The 15798-nt window shown below is 70.1% G+C and carries 11 protein-coding genes, 3 tRNA genes and 2 pseudogenes; 7 read left to right on the top strand and 9 right to left on the bottom strand.

Annotation, left to right across the window (positions count from 1 at the left end):
* Nucleotides 1-52: 52 nt before the first annotated feature.
* Together ACFYWX_RS09380 and ACFYWX_RS09385 are read right to left on the bottom strand one after the other, a co-directional pair.
* A complete protein-coding gene (locus ACFYWX_RS09380) occupies nucleotides 53-679 on the bottom strand; it encodes a sugar O-acetyltransferase (RefSeq protein ID WP_389423368.1) in 627 nt (208 codons plus the stop codon).
* 280 nt (nucleotides 680-959) lie between these two features.
* The gene (locus ACFYWX_RS09385) at nucleotides 960-1817 is read right to left on the bottom strand and encodes a helix-turn-helix transcriptional regulator (protein WP_389423369.1); all 858 of its coding nucleotides are present in this window, start codon (nucleotides 1815-1817) and stop codon (nucleotides 960-962) included.
* Between the two features lie 148 nt (nucleotides 1818-1965).
* Here ACFYWX_RS09385 and ACFYWX_RS09390 point away from each other — a divergent pair, with 148 nt between their 5' ends.
* Nucleotides 1966-2880, top strand: coding sequence for an SDR family NAD(P)-dependent oxidoreductase (locus ACFYWX_RS09390; protein WP_389423370.1), 915 nt, complete (start codon nucleotides 1966-1968; stop codon nucleotides 2878-2880).
* Nucleotides 2881-2994: 114 nt separating this feature from the next.
* Here the strand turns inward: ACFYWX_RS09390 and ACFYWX_RS09395 are convergent, their stop codons facing one another.
* Nucleotides 2995-4449 carry an FGGY family carbohydrate kinase gene (locus ACFYWX_RS09395; protein WP_389423371.1) on the bottom strand — a complete coding sequence of 485 codons (1455 nt, stop codon included), beginning with the start codon at nucleotides 4447-4449 and terminating at the stop codon, nucleotides 2995-2997.
* A gap of 66 nt (nucleotides 4450-4515) precedes the next feature.
* On the bottom strand, nucleotides 4516-4821 hold the full coding sequence (locus tag ACFYWX_RS09400) for a YtxH domain-containing protein (protein ID WP_389423372.1): 306 nt from the start codon (nucleotides 4819-4821) through the stop codon (nucleotides 4516-4518).
* Between the two features lie 158 nt (nucleotides 4822-4979).
* Here ACFYWX_RS09400 and ACFYWX_RS09405 point away from each other — a divergent pair.
* From ACFYWX_RS09405 to ACFYWX_RS09415, 3 genes are all read left to right on the top strand, one after another.
* A tRNA-Asn gene (locus tag ACFYWX_RS09405) sits at nucleotides 4980-5052 on the top strand.
* Nucleotides 5053-5057: 5 nt separating this feature from the next.
* Nucleotides 5058-5130, top strand: a tRNA-Asn gene (locus ACFYWX_RS09410).
* A 189-nt stretch (nucleotides 5131-5319) separates the two neighbouring features.
* Nucleotides 5320-5393, top strand: a tRNA-Ile gene (locus tag ACFYWX_RS09415).
* A gap of 595 nt (nucleotides 5394-5988) precedes the next feature.
* On the opposite strand, the pseudogene ACFYWX_RS09420 reads toward ACFYWX_RS09415, so the two are convergent.
* Both ACFYWX_RS09420 and ACFYWX_RS09425 read right to left on the bottom strand, forming a co-directional pair.
* Nucleotides 5989-7283: pseudogene (locus ACFYWX_RS09420) on the bottom strand (DUF418 domain-containing protein).
* A 314-nt stretch (nucleotides 7284-7597) separates the two neighbouring features.
* Nucleotides 7598-8818 carry a DUF418 domain-containing protein gene (locus ACFYWX_RS09425; protein ID WP_389423373.1) on the bottom strand — a complete coding sequence of 407 codons (1221 nt, stop codon included), beginning with the start codon at nucleotides 8816-8818 and terminating at the stop codon, nucleotides 7598-7600.
* Between the two features lie 165 nt (nucleotides 8819-8983).
* Between ACFYWX_RS09425 and ACFYWX_RS09430 the strand changes: the two genes are divergently transcribed.
* Entirely contained in the window at nucleotides 8984-9679 is a 696-nt protein-coding gene (locus tag ACFYWX_RS09430; protein WP_381466178.1) for a response regulator, read from the top strand.
* Entirely contained in the window at nucleotides 9676-10788 is a 1113-nt protein-coding gene (locus ACFYWX_RS09435) for a sensor histidine kinase (RefSeq protein WP_389423374.1), read from the top strand. Before ACFYWX_RS09430 ends, ACFYWX_RS09435 begins: the two co-directional genes overlap by 4 nt.
* Before the next feature lie 79 nt (nucleotides 10789-10867).
* Here ACFYWX_RS09435 and ACFYWX_RS09440 read toward each other — a convergent pair whose 3' ends face one another.
* Together ACFYWX_RS09440 and ACFYWX_RS09445 are read right to left on the bottom strand one after the other, a co-directional pair.
* Entirely contained in the window at nucleotides 10868-11128 is a 261-nt protein-coding gene (locus tag ACFYWX_RS09440) for a hypothetical protein (protein WP_389423375.1), read from the bottom strand.
* 110 nt (nucleotides 11129-11238) lie between these two features.
* Nucleotides 11239-11958: pseudogene (locus ACFYWX_RS09445) on the bottom strand (ABC transporter transmembrane domain-containing protein); the annotation flags it as partial.
* A 317-nt stretch (nucleotides 11959-12275) separates the two neighbouring features.
* On the opposite strand from ACFYWX_RS09445, the gene ACFYWX_RS09450 reads away from it, so the two are divergent.
* Nucleotides 12276-13538: a DUF418 domain-containing protein gene (locus ACFYWX_RS09450; RefSeq protein ID WP_389423376.1), complete on the top strand. Its 1263-nt coding sequence runs from the start codon at nucleotides 12276-12278 to the stop codon at nucleotides 13536-13538.
* 1110 nt (nucleotides 13539-14648) lie between these two features.
* Here ACFYWX_RS09450 and ACFYWX_RS09455 read toward each other — a convergent pair.
* Entirely contained in the window at nucleotides 14649-15692 is a 1044-nt protein-coding gene (locus ACFYWX_RS09455; protein WP_389423377.1) for a saccharopine dehydrogenase family protein, read from the bottom strand.
* Nucleotides 15693-15798: the final 106 nt, after the last annotated feature.

Raw genomic sequence — 15798 nt, forward strand, 5'->3', positions numbered from 1 at the left:
ACAGCGGTCCAAGGAAGGGCACGCTTCAGCCGTCGGGCGTAGGGCCCACGTCCTACGCCGTGGGATCGAGCCGCCCCTGATGTCCGGCATCACGCGTGGTGAGGTCCTCGTCCGTGATGGAGCGGACCACCCGGCAAGGTGTTCCGAGCGCGACGGTCATCGGGGGAATGCTGCGGCTGACGACGCTGCCGGCGCCGATGACCGACCCGTATCCGATACGGACGCCGGGCAGGACCACCACGTTGCTGCCGATCCACACCTTGTCCTCGATCACGATCGGTTCGGAGAACCGCCCGAAGTCGGCGCGCCGGGAGGGATGCACCGGGTGCCCCGTTGTGGTCAGTGTCACGCTGGGAGCGATCATGACATCGTTGCCTATGCGGATGTCCACGTCGTCGACGAACGTCAGGTTCACGTTCCCGAAGAAGTCGTCGCCGATGTGGACGTTGCTGCCGAACCCGGCGTGGAACGGCGGCAGCAGCACCGTGCGTGCACCGACCGAGCCGAAGATCGCGACAAGCAGCGATCGACGCTTCTCGGTTTCGCCCGGTGGTGTGTGGTTGTACTCGAAGATCTGCTCTGTGCGGCGCCGAGGGGCCTGAAAGGCCGCTTCCGACTCGGTGTAGACGAGCCCCTTGGCGATCCGGGCCAGCACTTCTTCCTCGTGAGTATCCGTCACGCGGGATGCTCCCTCCGTCGAACTCCTCGGGCACAGGCCCCACGCGCCCCCGGTCGACCGCGCTCCCTGAGCCTATGTGCACCGTGCAGACACCATGAGTATTTTCGGACCGAAGATGGTGGTCCCCAGACGCCCAAATGCCCAGATGCCCAGATGCCCAGATGCCCAGATGCCCAGATGCCCAGACGCCCAGACGCCCAGACGCCCAGACGCCCAGACGCCCAGACGCCCAGGGCTATCGGCTTGGCGAAACCGAGCCAGCAGCGCCCGGTCAGGGGAGCTATGTGGCGGTGTGGCCACCTGTGACGCGAAGAAGGTCGAGTTTCCCCGCTTCGCTGCTTCCGGCCGCTGCCGTGTACGTGACCATGCGCAGGTCGGCGCCGGGGACGATGAGGACGTCGCAGTCGAGCAGGATGTCGCCGATCTCCGGATGCCGGATCGTCTTGCCGTCCGTCGTGTGCTGGGCGGCGGCCGTCCGCGTGGCCCAGAGATGAGCGAAGGCGTCGGAGACCTCTCGCAGTTCCTGCACGAGACGATCGAGCTGGGCGTCCTCTGGATAGCGGGACACGGCGTCCTTGAGATCGGCGACGATCGACGCCACGAGGGCGTCCGGTCCACGCTCGGATTGGACGGGGAGCATCGAGGCGTGTGCGGCACCGTTGCCGAAGAGCGCACGGGCGAGGTTCCGTTCGGCGGCCGGGACGACGGCGGGGTCGCCGTGCAGGGCGCTCCACATGGTGTTCCACCACACCAGGGTCCAGTCGGCCGCGAACACGCCGATCGGAACGTCGCCGAGGCGCGCGGCGAGCCGTTGGATGCCCGGCGGCACATGGGTGCCGACCGTCCCGTCCTGTGGCGGCAGGAGCCCGGCGCTTCGGTACAACTGGTCGCGCTCGGCGCGGGAGAGCTGAAGGGCCCTGGCGAGGGCGCCGACGACCTGGGCGGAGGGGTTCTTCGCGCGTGACTGTTCCAGGCGCAGGACGTAGTCGACGGACAGCCCGGCCAGTTGAGCCAGCTCCTCGCGGCGCAGTCCCGGGGCACGACGGCCGTCCGTCACGGTGAAGCCGGCGTCGGTCGGGGAGAGGCGGTCGCGCCAGGCGCGCAGGAGCGCGGCGAAAGGGGAGCGGGAGGAAGCCATGGGTGCATTCTCGCCGCGCGGCGAGAGATGAGCCTGGGTACTGCCGGTCCTAGTGACGGGGACGGCACTGGTTGGCGGTGGCGCAAGCGGCGAACGTGGGGTTGCGCACAAGCCGGGCGCCATCGGCGGACCAGTGAAGGAGCCTCCCATGAAGCACACCCTCGTGATGACGGGCGCGAGCCGCGGGATCGGCCGCGTCGCCGCGGAGCAGATCCTGCGCCGGTCGCCGGACGTGCACCTTCTCGTCGTCACCCGCGGATCCTCCGGCGCACAGCTCACTGCGGAACTCGCTACGGGCGGGCACGCCGTCTCGCACGTCTCGGCGGACCTCGGCTCGCTGGAGAGCGTCCGCTCGGCCGCCATCGGGATCCGCGACCGGCTCGACCGCGGTGACCTGCCACCGCTGCGCCGCTTCGTGGGCAACGCGGGCATCCAGTACACGAACGCGCTCACCGAGGGACCCGAGGGGTTCGAGTCCACCTTCACGGTCAACGTGCTCGCCAACCACCTGTTCGTGCGCCTGCTCCAGGACCGCTTCGCCGCACCCGCCCGGATCGTGATCACCGCCAGCGACACCCACTTCGGCGACTTCAAGCACAACATGGGCATGGTGCCGGGCCCGGCCTGGAAGTCCCCGGATGTCCTCGCCCGCACGGGCGCCTTCGCCAAGCCGGACACCGCGGCCGGCGGGCGTACCGCGTACTCGACGAGCAAGCTGGCCGCGATCTACCTGGTTCACGAGTACGCGCGCCGGCTGCCACCCGGGATCGACGCCGTCGCCTACAACCCGGGATTCGTCCCCGGCACCGGTCTCGCCCGCAACGCCGGCCCCGTCTCCCGATTCGCGATGCGGCGCATCCTGCCGATGATGACCCTCACGCCGTTCGCCACCAGCCGCAACGCCGCGGGCTGCTACCTCGCTGACGTCGTCCTCGGCACGACCCGGGCACCGACCGGCTCCTACGTCGACCGCGGCCGTGCGGACCGCTCGTCGGAGGAGTCCTACGACCCACGGCGCGAAGGCGAACTCTGGAAGGCCGCCGAACGGTTCACCGCAGCGTGAGCAGCTGGATCGAGCAGTGACCGAACGGCCCGACCGGCAGCAGTGAACGTGACTCCTGACGATCAAGGTTGCCGAGTACACCTGGGGGCACCTAGGACCATCTGCGGCCACTTCCTACGGCCGGAACGCCCCCGGGTGCGTCTGCTCCCGCACCGACACGAACTGCTGGCGCACGGCCTGCCCCACCGCCAGTTCCTCGCCGGGTTCCAGGACCTGCGCTGCCGCGCCCTGCCAGGCCGGCGGGTTGCGCGGGTCGAGGGTGCCCTGGGAGACACCGAGCGCCCAGGCGGCCTGCCGGGCGGCGCCGATCGCCGCGTAGTCCGCGGGCTGCGGCACCACGACCTGCGCGCCGAACAGCATGGGCGCCGCGGCCTGCACCGCGGGCAGCTCGGCGGCCGCCCCGAGCAGGAAGATCCGCCGCACCTCCACGCCCCGGCCGCGCAGCACGTCGAGCGCGTCCGCGAGCCCGCACAGCATGCCCTCGAACGCGGCTCTCGCCAGGTGCTCGGGCCGCATCGACTCGCGCCTGAGGCCCGCCAGGGTCCCGGCGGTGTGCGGCAGGTTGGGCGTCCGCTCACCCTCCAGATAGGGCAGCAGCACCAGCCCGTGCGACCCCGGCGTCGACTTCATCGCCAGGTCGGACAGGCCCTCCAGATCGGACGCGCCGAGCAGTTCGGCGGCGCCGCGCAGGGTCCGTACGGCGTTCAGGGTGGTGACGACCGGCAGGTGCATGCCGGTGGCGTCGGCCAGGGCGGTGATCATGCCGGTGTTGTCGACGAGGGCCTCCGGGTGGACGGCCATCACCGACCCGGAAGCACCCAGCGACACCACCGCGTCGCCCAGCCCGATGCCGAGCCCGAACGCGGCGGCCTGGGTCTCGCCGGTCCCGGCGGAGATCAGCAGCCCCTCCGGCGTCGTACCGGCCGCGTCGGACGGCCCGATCACCTCGGGCAGCATGGCCTGGTGACCGAGGGCCAGCTCGACCAGATCGGGCCGGTAGCCGCCGGTGGCCGCCGACCAGTACCCGGTCCCGGAGGCGCCACCCCGGTCGGTGGTCCTGCGCACCGGCCGCCCGAGCAGCTGCCACACCAGCCAGTCGTGGGCCTGCATGAGGATCGCCGAGCGCACGGCGGCGTCCGGCTCGTTCTTCGCCAGCCACCGCAGCTTCGTCACCGGCTGCGCGGCCTGCGGCACGCACCCCACGGCCTGCGCCCAGGCCTCGCGCCCGCCGAGCGCGTCGACCAGGTCCGCCGCCGCGACCTGCGCCCGCCGGTCACCGCCGACCAGCGCGGGCCGCACGGTGTTGCCCTGCGAGTCCAGCGGCACGACCGCGTTCTGCTGCGCGGACACGCCGATGGCCTGCACGCCCTCGAGCAGCCCGCCGCCGGCCGCCTCCCCGAGGGAGAGCAGCCAGGCCTGCGGATCGACATCGGAGGGACGGCCGCCACCCTCGGCGCCCTCCACCGGATGTGGCGCATAGCCCTGCCTGAGCACGGCCCCCGTGTCCGCGTCGCAGACGACGATACGAGTGAAATCGGGCGAACTGTCCAACCCGGCGACTATCCCCATGGCGAAAATTCTGCCGCACCGCAGAGGGTGAACGTGTCGGCTCGTCGCCCGTTGCGTGTCACGGGGCTACGTGTTGCTCGTACCCCAGTCGTCGGCACCGCCGTCGTGCGCGCTGCGTTCCCGCAGCGACCGCACCCGGCCCGCCACCGACTCGGGCACTTTGTCACCGACCTTGTCACTCACCGCGTGGTACGCCTTGCCCGCGAACTCGCGGCCCTGCTGCGCCGCCGACTCGGCGGTGTTGCGGACCGCGGGGTTCTCAGCGACGCGACGCGCCGACTTCTTCAGCTGTTCGTAGCGCTCGCGACCGGCCCGTGTGCCCAGCACATAACCCAGGACGATTCCGGCGACGAACGTGAGCCGGTAGCGCATGACGGCCACCCTCTCCCTTGCGTAGGTATCTGGTGCGGCATCGGCACGGGGGAACCGATTGGCGAAGCACCCCCCTGCTTGCGCTAATGTATGTGTCGCAGCGAGCGCCCGCCCCCTGGCAGATACCCAGGGAGGTACGTTCGATGCAAACGAGGCATTCCTCCGTAGCTCAATTGGCAGAGCAGCCGGCTGTTAACCGGCAGGTTACTGGTTCGAGTCCAGTCGGGGGAGCTCGGTCCTCCGTAGCTCAATTGGCAGAGCAGCCGGCTGTTAACCGGCAGGTTACTGGTTCGAGTCCAGTCGGGGGAGCATGCTGAACGAGGACCCCACCGGGGTCCTTTTTCATGTCCGACTTCAAGTCCTGGGAACCGCGATGACGTGCGACGCAGTCCTCAAGGTCATGAAGGCCGCACGAAGCCGACCATCCGAAGCAGGAGATCGTATGAGCGGCTATGCTGCGGCAGACGGCGCGCACACATGTACGCGACACGCCGCTATGGGGCGGTAGCTCAGCCGGTTAGAGCAGCGGACTCATAATCCGTCGGCCGTGGGTTCGAGTCCCACCCGCCCCACTTGCGCAGGCTTCTGACCTGCGGAAACGTTCATTTTGTCCTGTCGGATCGTCAACTTTGCCTGAACGGACTGAATCCGCTGCTCGCGAGTTCGGCTCCGTTGCGGTCGGTGTTAGTCCGCATCGCTCTCACCTGCGTAGATGTCGTGTTCCGGTGATGAGGCAGGTCTCCGCGGGTGGCGTGTACGAGGCCTGGGCGCCGGATTCTGGACGCTGGCTGGACACGAGGATTTGAGAAGTGCTGCCCGGGGGCCTTCGAGTAGGCGGGTCTGCCGGGCCGGCGGCTGGGTACGGAGGCCGCCCGAACGGGGTGCGGTCCGAGCTGGGACGCGAAAACGGCCCGTACCGGAAACGGCCCGGAAAGGACCGGCAGACATGGCGGGACGGGCCGGACTGGGCGGGTCGCGCCCCACTGCCGCACCGGTGCTCCTGCTCATCCTGTCCATCGAGAGGCATCGATGGCCACTGCTCAGGCGTGACGTGATCCGGTGTGCAGGCGCGGGTGGGCTTGGTTTTACCGACGGGACCTGGCACCAGAACCGGCAGGGCTCGGCGGCGGCCGCACACCCCTCAACAGAGGTATGCCCGCCCGAGGCTCAGCGGACGCGGTTCGCCAGTTTGGTGGTGGTGTTGAGGAGGTACTCCAGCGGTCCGCGGTGGAAGAAGCGGGACCAGGTCGCCGCGAACAGGGTGGCTCCGACGACGAAGCAGAGCAGCAGCTCGAAGGAGGCGGACTGCGGTGGGGTCACCGCTTCGCCGGGCAGGGCGAGGATCACCAGGATGTGGCTCACGTAGAGGGTCAGGGACATGGTTCCGACGGCGATGACTGGCGCTGCCAGCCGGCGCAGCACCGGCAGCCGGTCCACGGCCACCGTCAGGCACAGGATCACGGTGATCGCGACACCCAGGCAGCCGACGACTCGAACGTGGAACCGCTGTGCGGCTCGGCCGCCAGCAGCCCCCAGCCGTCGGGGCCCCACAGCCCACTGCCGACCGGCAGGTCGAAGGATCCCTCTGCCATGCCGGGATCCTGCATGGCACCGCGGTCCTTGAGGACGTCGAACTCCTTCATGCCGGGCATCCCGGCCGCCATCTCCTTGGCGCCGCCGGTCAGCCGGAGCGCCAACCACGAGACGCCGTATCCGAACGCGATCAGCGCGGGCCCGACCACGGCCAGCCGCCGCCGCACGGCGCCCGAGGACAGATCAAGCCGGCCCAGCGCCATGCCGGTGACCACGAACGTCATCCAGGTGATCGCCGGGTAGAAGCCGGTGAGCAGGAAGTCGAGCACGCCCACGCCGGAGAGGCGCGCGATCGGGTCGTAGGAGTCGATGGTGTTCACGATCGATTCGCTGAGCAGCGCCCGCAGGCAGTACGCCACCTGCGGCGCGATGAGCGCGAGCGCGACCGCGATGGTCGCGAGGGTCCTGGCCCGCAGCCGCAGCAGGGGCAGGGCCAGCAGGAAGTACACCGCGTAGAAGTTGATGACGACGCCGCCGCCGAAGTTGGTCATCGCCAGCGCGGTGCCCACCACGAGCAGGATCACGGCCCGGATCACGATCCTGGCCTTCGCCTGCCGGCCGGCCAGTCCGGTCTTCGGCTCCAGGCGGCCGGCGATCAGCACCAGCGAGAATCCGGCGAGGGTGGCGAACAGCGCCGAGGCCCGGCCGCTCGCCAGCCAGACGAACCAGGTGCCCGCGCCGTCGCCGGAGGTGGGGAAGGGATTGAAGGGGCCGACGTGCACGGCGAACATTCCGAACACGGCCACGGCACGGGCGAGGTCCACTCCGGCCAACCGTGCGGTCGACGAAGGGCGTTTCGTCGCTGTGGCGGACTCGGGTGCGGGTAAGGGCTGGGTAGGCGCCTTCTTGGCGCTTTCGATCTCGGTCACCGGGACAACCTTGCCGAGGCGGGGGCGGTCGACCATCCGCCGGGCTTCAGGAGGTCCCCCGCCGGTCGGCCGACCGGTCCCCTCCGATCGGCGGGGGCCCGGTCTCGGTCGTACAGGCACGCCTGTGGTGGTCGAGCTGGTCGCCGCGATGCCGCGGGTCGGCAGGCTCACCACGAGCCGGCAGTTCTTCCGCTCCGCCTGAAGGCCGAGCGGCGTCACTTCTCATCGATATTGATCACACAGGCGGGCGGCGGGGTGACGTCCGAACTCGCGTCGGAACGGCATCCGCGGGAAGCGACATACCCCGATGTGTCTTATCGGATGTGTCGGGCCAGTCCGGTCGCCCTGCCCATCAGCCATTCGAGCGGCCCTCGCTTTACGAAGCGGGACCAGAGGGTGGCGAGGACGGTGACGGACGCGATGAGGCCGAGCAGGATGTGCAGCGGCGGGACGGCCGATGTCTCGGTGTCCAGGAGCCAGATGGCGACGATGTGGTAGACGTACGCCGTCAGTGACATCGAGCCGACCGCTATGACGGGCTTGGCCAGGCGGCGCAGCCGGGGAAAGGCGTCCATGGCGGTCAGGCACGCGGTGATCACCAGGATCGCCACACCCGTGGCGGCCATGATGGACAGGGTCGCCTCGCTGTGCGGGGCTGAGGCCAGCATCCCGGCGGGGGTGTCGCCGAAGATGCCGATGCTGTCGGGCGACACGGACGACACGGACGACACGGACGACATGCCCGGCCCCTCTTCGGCTTTCCGGACGGCTTCGGCGGCACCGGGTACGAGACGCACCGCGAGCCAGGAGCCGCCGTAGCCGGTGACGGCGAGGGCGACGCCGGTGAGGGCGAGGCGCATCCGGACAGCCTTGGCAGCCAGGTCGCAGCGGGCGACAGCCATACCGGCGATCACGAACGGGACCCAGGTCAGGGCCGGATAACCGCCGGTGAAGAACAGTGAGACGGGGCCGTCGGCCTGGCCGTAGGAGAGGAACACGCGGCCGCCGACCACCGGCTTCAGCGCGTACAGCAGCTGCGGACCTACCAGGGCCCATCCTGCGGCGATCAACGCCAGTGGCTTGGCGCCCAGCCGGTACAGCGGCAGCACGAGCAGGAAGAACAGTCCGTAGAAAGCGAGGATCGGCACGACCGGGGTGCCCGTCAGGGTCAGGGCGGTGCCAAGGGCCAGCAGGATCACGGCCCTGATGATCACCTTGGCGACGGCCTGCCGGCCGGCCAGGCCGGTCTTCGGTGTACGGCGGCCGGTGATGAGGGCGACCGCGAAGCCGGCCAGGACGGCGAACAGGGCGGATGAGCGGCCTTGCGCCAGTTCCATCAGGAAGCCGATGACCCCGCCCTGGCTGGGGGCGGGGCCTACGTGGACCGCGTACATGCCGAAGACGGCCAGGCCGCGGGCCAGGTCCAGCCCTATCAGCCGGCCCACGCCGGGCGCGCCGGTCGAGGGCTCGCTGCGCTCGCGTTCGGGGGACGGCGCGTCGGCCGTAAGCGGCGGGGAGTCCGGGTGATGGGTCATGACCCTCAGGCTGGAGACCCGGGCCGATCATGGACTATCCGGCAGAAGGCTGCCGTGTCCCTGCCGAGTGGTGGGTGCTACCCCGCCGTGTGGCTGGAGCTGCCGCTCGCCGGGCCGCAAGAGCTCTACGTGGCTTTAGGGTCGAGTCGACATGGGCCGGACGGCATGAACGAAGGTGAGGCGGAGCGCGTGATCCGGGTAGTGGTGGTCGACGACGAGGCACTGGTCCGCTCGGGCTTCGAACTCATTCTGGGCGCGTCCGAGGACATCGAGGTCGTCGCGACCGCGAGCGGCGGCCACGCGGTGGAGGCCGTCCGGCGGGAGCGGCCGGACGTGGTGCTGCTGGACATCCGGATGCCGGACGTCGACGGGCTCACCGTCCTGCGCGAGCTGCGGACGATGCCGGATCCGCCGGTGGTGGCGATGCTGACCACGTTCGACGCCGACGAGTACATCCTGACCGCGCTGAACTCCGGCGCGGCCGGCTTCCTGCTCAAGGACACGGAGCCGGAGCAGCTTGCCCACCTGGTGCGGACCCTGGTCGCGGGCGGTGTGGTGCTGTCGCCCAAGGCGTCGCGGACGCTGGTGCACAGCCACCCCGGCACCGAGGCGGCCGTCGACGAGGAGGCCGCGCGGGTCCGGCTGCTCACCGCGCGGGAGCGCGACGTCCTCGTCCTGGTGGCGGAGGGGCTGTCGAACGCCGATATCGGGGCGCGTATCCACCTGGGGGCGGGCACGGTGAAGGACCACGTCAGCGCGATCCTCACGAAGCTGCGGGTGACGAGCCGGGTGCAGGCCGCGCTGCTGGCGCAGCGGGCCGGGCTGCTCGACGAGCGCCCGCGGTCGGAGGCCGGCCGATGAGCCGTGCACGTGCCGTGTGGCAGCGGGTTCCCGCGCCGGTCGTCGACATCGTCCTGGTGGCGGTGGCGGCCGTGGATGTGCTGGTGGTGGACATGTGGGAGCACACGCGTCCCGAGGTCACGCTGGCCGCGGTCGGCTGCGCCGCGTTGGCGTTCCGGCGCAGGTTCCCGCTCGGCGTCTTCCTGCTCACCCTGCCCATCGCGCTGATGCAGGATGTCGCCGTCGCTGTGCTCGCGGCGCTGTTCACGCTGGCCGAACGCTCCCGCAACCGCCGTCTCCTCGCGGTGTGCGTCGTCCTGGCCGCCGTCGCGAGCAGTACTCCGTGGCCCCTGGCCGAGGCGGACCGGACCATGACGCTGGTCTTCTTCGTGTACGGCCTGGCAACCAGCGTCGCCCCGGTCCTCTTCGGCCAGCTTCTCCAGGCACGACGGGACCTGGCGCGGCGGCTGGCCGAGGTCGAGGAGGCCAGGGAGCACGAGCGGACCCTGCACGCCCAGGCCGTGCTCGCCCGTGAACGCGCCCAGCTGGCCCGCGAGATGCACGACGTGGTCTCCCACCAGGTCAGCCTGATCGCCGTACGGGCCGGGGCGTTGCAGGTCGCCGCGCGGGACGCGGACGCCAAGGAGGCCGCCCGCACGATCCGTTCGCTGAGCGTCACCACCCTCGACGAGCTGCGCACCATGGTCACGCTGCTGCGCGCCTCCGGCGGCAAATCCACCGAGCTGACGCCGCAGCCCACCTTGGCCGACCTGCGCAAACTGGTCGAATCCAGCGGCACTCACACGGAGCTGACGGGTGAGCTGCCACCCACCGTGGGCACACCCGCCCAACGCGCCCTTTACCGCACGGTTCAGGAGGCGCTGACCAACGTCCGCAAGCACGCCCCCGGCGCCAACGCTCGCGTCGAGCTGTGGCAGGACGGGGACGGTATTGGAGTGACCGTCACCAACACCCCTCCCACGCGCCCCTCCCTCTCCTTGCCCGGTTCGCAGCAGGGCTTGGTCGGCCTGCGGGAACGGGCCGAGATCCTGCACGGCGCCCTGGACGCGGGCCCGACTGCTCAGGGCGGCTACCGGGTGCGGCTGAGGGTTCCCCTGAGCGCGGACTGACATGCTGTTCTGTCGGCTTGCGGCTTGCGGCTCACACGTGAGCCTCAACCGGCAGCGCACGACAGCCCTGATCGCCGCCTCACTTCAGCAGGGTGCTGACCAAGGCGACGGCCACCCCCAAGAGCGCGTCAGTACCGCCGATCCTGACGGCTCGTCCCCACGTACGGCCTGCGGCCCGGGAGGCGAGCAGGCCCCAGCCCAGGAGCAGGACGGTGTTGATTCCGAAGGCGACGTACTCGATGCCTGTGGAGTGCCACCAGCCAAGGCCCGCCCCCCACAGCAGCAGTGTGGTGGGCAACGCCGCCACTACCAGCGGCCATTCGGCGAGGACTGCGCGCACCACTCCCCGTATGCCGGGATGGCCCTGAGCATCGCGGTGAGCGATCTGGTGGGCGTATCCATGAGCCAGGGCCGAGGCAAGGGCGGTGAACAGGACCCACACGGCGTCGTCCATGCGCGCCGCCCGAGTCGGGGTGCGGTCTCCCGCTCCTCGGCACCGGACGCCTTCACCGTGCGAAACGCCCCGAGAGACCGCTCCAATCCGACGGAGATCTCCCCGACCGCCTTCTGCGACCCCTCGGTGGCCCGCGCGATCTGTGGCATCACCAGCGCGGCGGCCCCACCGACCAACACGATCACACCGAGCGTCACACCCAGCAGCACGACGTCCAGGAACGCCATCACCACGACCGCCGCGACGAAGGCCACCGCGCCGGTGGCCGCGGAGACGACCGCCTGGGTGCTGACCGCCCGCAGCAGCGTGGTGTCCGAAGTGACCCGGGACATCAGATCACCCGGCGGGATCCGCTCCCACTCCGAGATCCGCAACCGCACCAGCCGCCCCACAAGGGTGCGCCGCGCGGCCAGGACCACCGACTCCGCCGTCCGCTCCAGCACGTACGCGCCGAACGCCTCAACCGCCGTGCCCAGCACCACCAGCACGGTGAGCGCGATCAGGATCCCGGCGATGGTCTCACCGGAGGCCAGCCGGTCCACCAGCGCCTTCGTGGCCAGCGGCTGCAGCAGCCCCCCGGCGGCCCCGACCAGGGCGCACAACAGACCGAGGGCGACCGCCCACCGGTGCGGCCGCACATACGCGCCCAGTGCCTTGATCGTCTCCCGGGCGGACAGGGACGGCTCATCCGTCGTCGGAACGGATGCGGTGTTCACGAAGTTCCTTTCTTCTGCGGTGTCGCGGCGTCACAACCCGGTACGCGGGCCGAAGTGCCGGGGCAGTCCTCGCGCTCCTTGTGTCGGCGCGGTCTGTCATGCCTCCAGCCTTCAAGCCCGGCCGCCACGGGCCCATCCGGCAACCGTCGGGTCCACCCCCGCCAAGTGGCCGGACAACACCGCCCGTCCGGTCGCACCGGACCGACCGGTCAGGACGAGACTCCGCCTGTCGGCAGGGCGGTACCCGCCGATCGGCGGGGGAGAGCCCGAAGACTGCCGGATGGTCCGCCCCCGGACGTCCACGCGAGGTTCTCCGTATGACACAGACACAGCCGCCGCAGGAGACATCAGCTCCGCAGGAGAACTCGCCTCCGCCGCCCCAGACCTCCCCCGAGTCCCCGGCCTCGCCCGGTCCCTCGATGGGACGCCTCGTCGGGGTGGACCTGGCTCGCGCGCTGGCGGTGTTCGGCATGTACGTCGTGCACATCGGCCCCCCGCTTTCCGCCACGACTGGCGTCGGCAGCTGGATCCGATACATATCGGACGGTCACTCGTCGGTCCTGTTCGCCACCCTCGCCGGGTTCTCCCTGATGCTGCTCGCCGGCCGCCGCGAGCCCAAGACCGGCCAGGCGGGCCGGCAGGCGAGGGCCCGCATTGCGATCCGCGCCGTGATCCTGCTGGCGCTGGGCACCGTGATGGCGATGGAGTACGGGGGCGTGATCATCCTCGGCTTCTACGGCGTCTACTTCCTCCTCGCCCTGCCCCTGGTGCGACTGAGCGCCAGGACCCTCGCGATCATCGCGGCCGCGTTCGCCCTCGTCACACCGCAGCTGGCGTTCGTCCTCACCTCGCTGCTGACCCCGTCGGTCCAGCAGAGCATCAACACCTACGACCCGCTCCGTCACCTCAGCGAGGTCGGCGTCCTCGATCTGCTGCTCACCGGCTTCTACCCGGCGCTCACCTGGATGTCGTTCGTCCTCGCGGGCATGGCGCTGGGCCGCCTCGACCTCTCCTGCGGCACCATCCTGAAGCGCCTGGCCGCGCTCGGCGCCACCCTCACCGCGGCCGCCTACGGCATGTCCCTGCTGCTCGCCGGCAAGGGCGCGTTGCGGAGCCTCGCGGAAGACGGGCCGTCGTCCGGCGGCTCCGGTTCGATGCCCACCGGCAGCGGGTCGATGCCCGCTGATGCAGGGTCGTTCCCCGACATGTCCGCGTCGTTTCTCCTGAAGGCCGGGCCGCACAGCGGCACCACGTTCGACATCATCGGCAGCGTCGGAATCGCGATCCTCGTGATCGTGGGCGCGACGGTGGCGATGGACCGCCTGCCGCGACTGCGCCGCCTGGCCAAGCCGGTCATCGCCGTGGGCACCATGTCCCTGACCGCCTACGTCGGCCACTTCCTCGCACAGAGCGGGTTGTCCACGCCCGCCGGAACCGGCACCCAGCAGTCCTGGCTGCCCCTGATCATGTACGTCCTCGGAGCCATCCTGTTCGCCGCGATCTGGTCCCGCTTCTTCCGCCGCGGCCCCCTGGAGTACCTGCTCAACGCCGCCACCAAGCCTGCGAAGCACATCCGATGAGACCCGGGCCGGGGTGTGAACTTCCACACTCCACCCCGGCCCGGGCCGCTCATGGATCCAGCATCTGCCGCTGCTGCCCCAACGCCCATCCGGACAGGTGGTGCTGGAGCAGCCTCCGAACAACCCGCACTAGAAGATTTCGAGACCCTCTCATCAGCTGGGGAGAGGATCCTTGAACCGGGTGTACGCGTCCGTCCAGGACGCACTGGACGCAGGTTGGACACAGGGATCGGAAAAGACTGACAAGGGCTGGGAAGGACTGAGGCGCCAAACCTCGTCTGAGCTGGGAAAACGGCCAAGATGAGCATGGATCGACAAGGGTCGCCAAGATCCTCAAAGGACTCATAATCCGTCGGCCGTGGGTTCGAGTCCCACCCGCCCCACCACTCGCTACGCGAGGAGAAACCTTCTGACCAGCCAGTTTGCCGGTCGGGGCGAGCGTCTGAGGGGCCTGGCGACCCTGAAGCCCTGGGCGAGTCGTTCACCTGGACCGTGTTCCACCGAGACGCCCTCCAGTCCTTGGCGGCCGACTCGTACGCCGACTTCCTACGCCGTTCTCAAGAGGCCGAGAGGATGGCGAACCAGTTCTACCGAGCAGTACGTGAGGCAGCACGCCGCGAAGTCCCACTGCTCGCGGCGGGCAACGTGACGACCAAACAGGCTGCGAGAAATCTGGCTAGCAAGCTTGCGGCCAGTCACCAGCTGACCCATGTCATCTACCGCGACGGTGCTCGCGTTCCGGTCCGCGCCTGGGCTGAGGCCGCGACGCTCGCCAAGTCGGCCATCGCCTACAACGCCGGCACTCTCAACCGGACACGCCTGGCGGGAGTCACCATGGTCGAGGTCTTCGACGGGTCGGACTGCGGCTGGACTACGCACCAGGACCCCGACAAGGCCAACCGCACCATCCGCACGGTCGAGGAGGCAGCGGAGTGGCCAATCTCCCATCCACGCTGTCGCCGTGGTGGCTTTGTTCACGAGTTTGGGCAGCGTTTGTTCAGGACTTCGGGCAGCACCCGTGAAGGTGAGGTAATCGAACGAGGACGCCGACGCCCATGTCGTCACGGCTCGCTGAGGGCGCGAGCCCGACGGCCGGGCGGATGGCTCGGGTCAGGCGTTCTGCTTCTGCGGGTGCAGGTCGAGTGTGATGTGCAGGTCGAGCGCGTGCAGGAAGTCGGGGGCGTCAAAGATCTCGCCGGCGGAGACGACGCCCACGGTCTTGGTGCGGCCGGTCAGGACGCGCTCGAGGGCCTCGGAGACGAGGGGCGCGGTGACGGCGTAGATGTCCTGGCCGCTGGCCGTGGCCCGGCGTTCCGCTCCGCCGGAGCGGACGACGACGTCGACGAGGAAGGTCTGGTTCGAGCGCCCGCTCTCGTCGGTGGCGGTCGGGGCCGGCGTCTGGGGGGCGGCGACGTCTCGGGCCGCCTCGGCGGTCATGTAGGTGGTCACGTCGGGGATGGAGAGGTGCTGGGGGACGGTGACGACGTCCGCCATCGTGAACTCCCCGATCACCGGTCGGGGTCCCATCGGTTCTGGGAAGGTCCACTCCAGGGTGGGCGCGGCGTCGGTGCGGTGCTCCCACTGTCCGCCGCTGTAGCGCAGGCGGTGGTTGCCACGTCGCTCGCGGGAGACCGCGCCCGAGAGCCGGGTACCGGCGGTGGGGTGCCAGTTGCTGAGCGCATAGGCGATGTGTGCCTCGTCGGCCTCGGTCCAGTCGCCCATCGCCGCGGTGGCCAGTAGGTCGCCGAGGCCGCCGAAGAAGGCCATGGCTGGGACGATCACCGCTCCCGCGTCCCGGGCCCGCTCGCGGTAGTGGGCGAAGGTGTCGAGGTTGGCCTCAAGCTCGGCGGCCACGTCCAGGTAGGGGATCTTCGCGCGGAGCGCTGCCTCGATCACGGGGCCGGTGGTCGAGGCGAAGGGGCCGGCGCAGTTGATGACCGCCGCCGCTCCCGCCAGGGCCCAGTCCAGCGAGGCCGGGTCGTCGACCGACGCCACCCGGGCCTCCAGCCCGTGCTCCTGGGCCAGCTCCTCCAAGGTCTGCGCATTGCGCCCGGACAGCACCGGGACGAACCCACGCGCGGTCAGCTCCGCGACCACGAACCGCCCGGTGTGACCGTATGCGCCGAACACCGTCACCAGCTGACCTGACCCCATGAGGCTACTCCCGTGCACTCGAACGCCCGCTGCGAGGTCCATCCGCTGCGGCCTGACACCCACATCCTGTCCCTCCGGCAGCACCCCGCGCGAGCGTCGGAAACGA

It is taken from the genome of Streptomyces sp. NPDC002888, from assembly GCF_042888465.1.
Taxonomy (GTDB): domain Bacteria; phylum Actinomycetota; class Actinomycetes; order Streptomycetales; family Streptomycetaceae; genus Streptomyces.

Excerpts from the sequence above, each read along its gene's own strand:
- ACFYWX_RS09385 (WP_389423369.1), bottom strand. The coding sequence starts at position 1,817 with ATGGCTTCCTCCCGCTCCCCTTTCGCCGCGCTCCTGCGCGCCTGGCGC.
- ACFYWX_RS09390 (WP_389423370.1), top strand. The coding sequence starts at position 1,966 with ATGAAGCACACCCTCGTGATGACGGGCGCGAGCCGCGGGATCGGCCGC.
- ACFYWX_RS09395 (WP_389423371.1), bottom strand. The coding sequence starts at position 4,449 with ATGGGGATAGTCGCCGGGTTGGACAGTTCGCCCGATTTCACTCGTATC.
- ACFYWX_RS09400 (WP_389423372.1), bottom strand. The coding sequence starts at position 4,821 with ATGCGCTACCGGCTCACGTTCGTCGCCGGAATCGTCCTGGGTTATGTG.
- ACFYWX_RS09425 (WP_389423373.1), bottom strand. The coding sequence starts at position 8,818 with ATGACCCATCACCCGGACTCCCCGCCGCTTACGGCCGACGCGCCGTCC.
- ACFYWX_RS09430 (WP_381466178.1), top strand. The coding sequence starts at position 8,984 with ATGAACGAAGGTGAGGCGGAGCGCGTGATCCGGGTAGTGGTGGTCGAC.
- ACFYWX_RS09435 (WP_389423374.1), top strand. The coding sequence starts at position 9,676 with ATGAGCCGTGCACGTGCCGTGTGGCAGCGGGTTCCCGCGCCGGTCGTC.
- ACFYWX_RS09450 (WP_389423376.1), top strand. The coding sequence starts at position 12,276 with ATGACACAGACACAGCCGCCGCAGGAGACATCAGCTCCGCAGGAGAAC.
- ACFYWX_RS09455 (WP_389423377.1), bottom strand. The coding sequence starts at position 15,692 with ATGGGGTCAGGTCAGCTGGTGACGGTGTTCGGCGCATACGGTCACACC.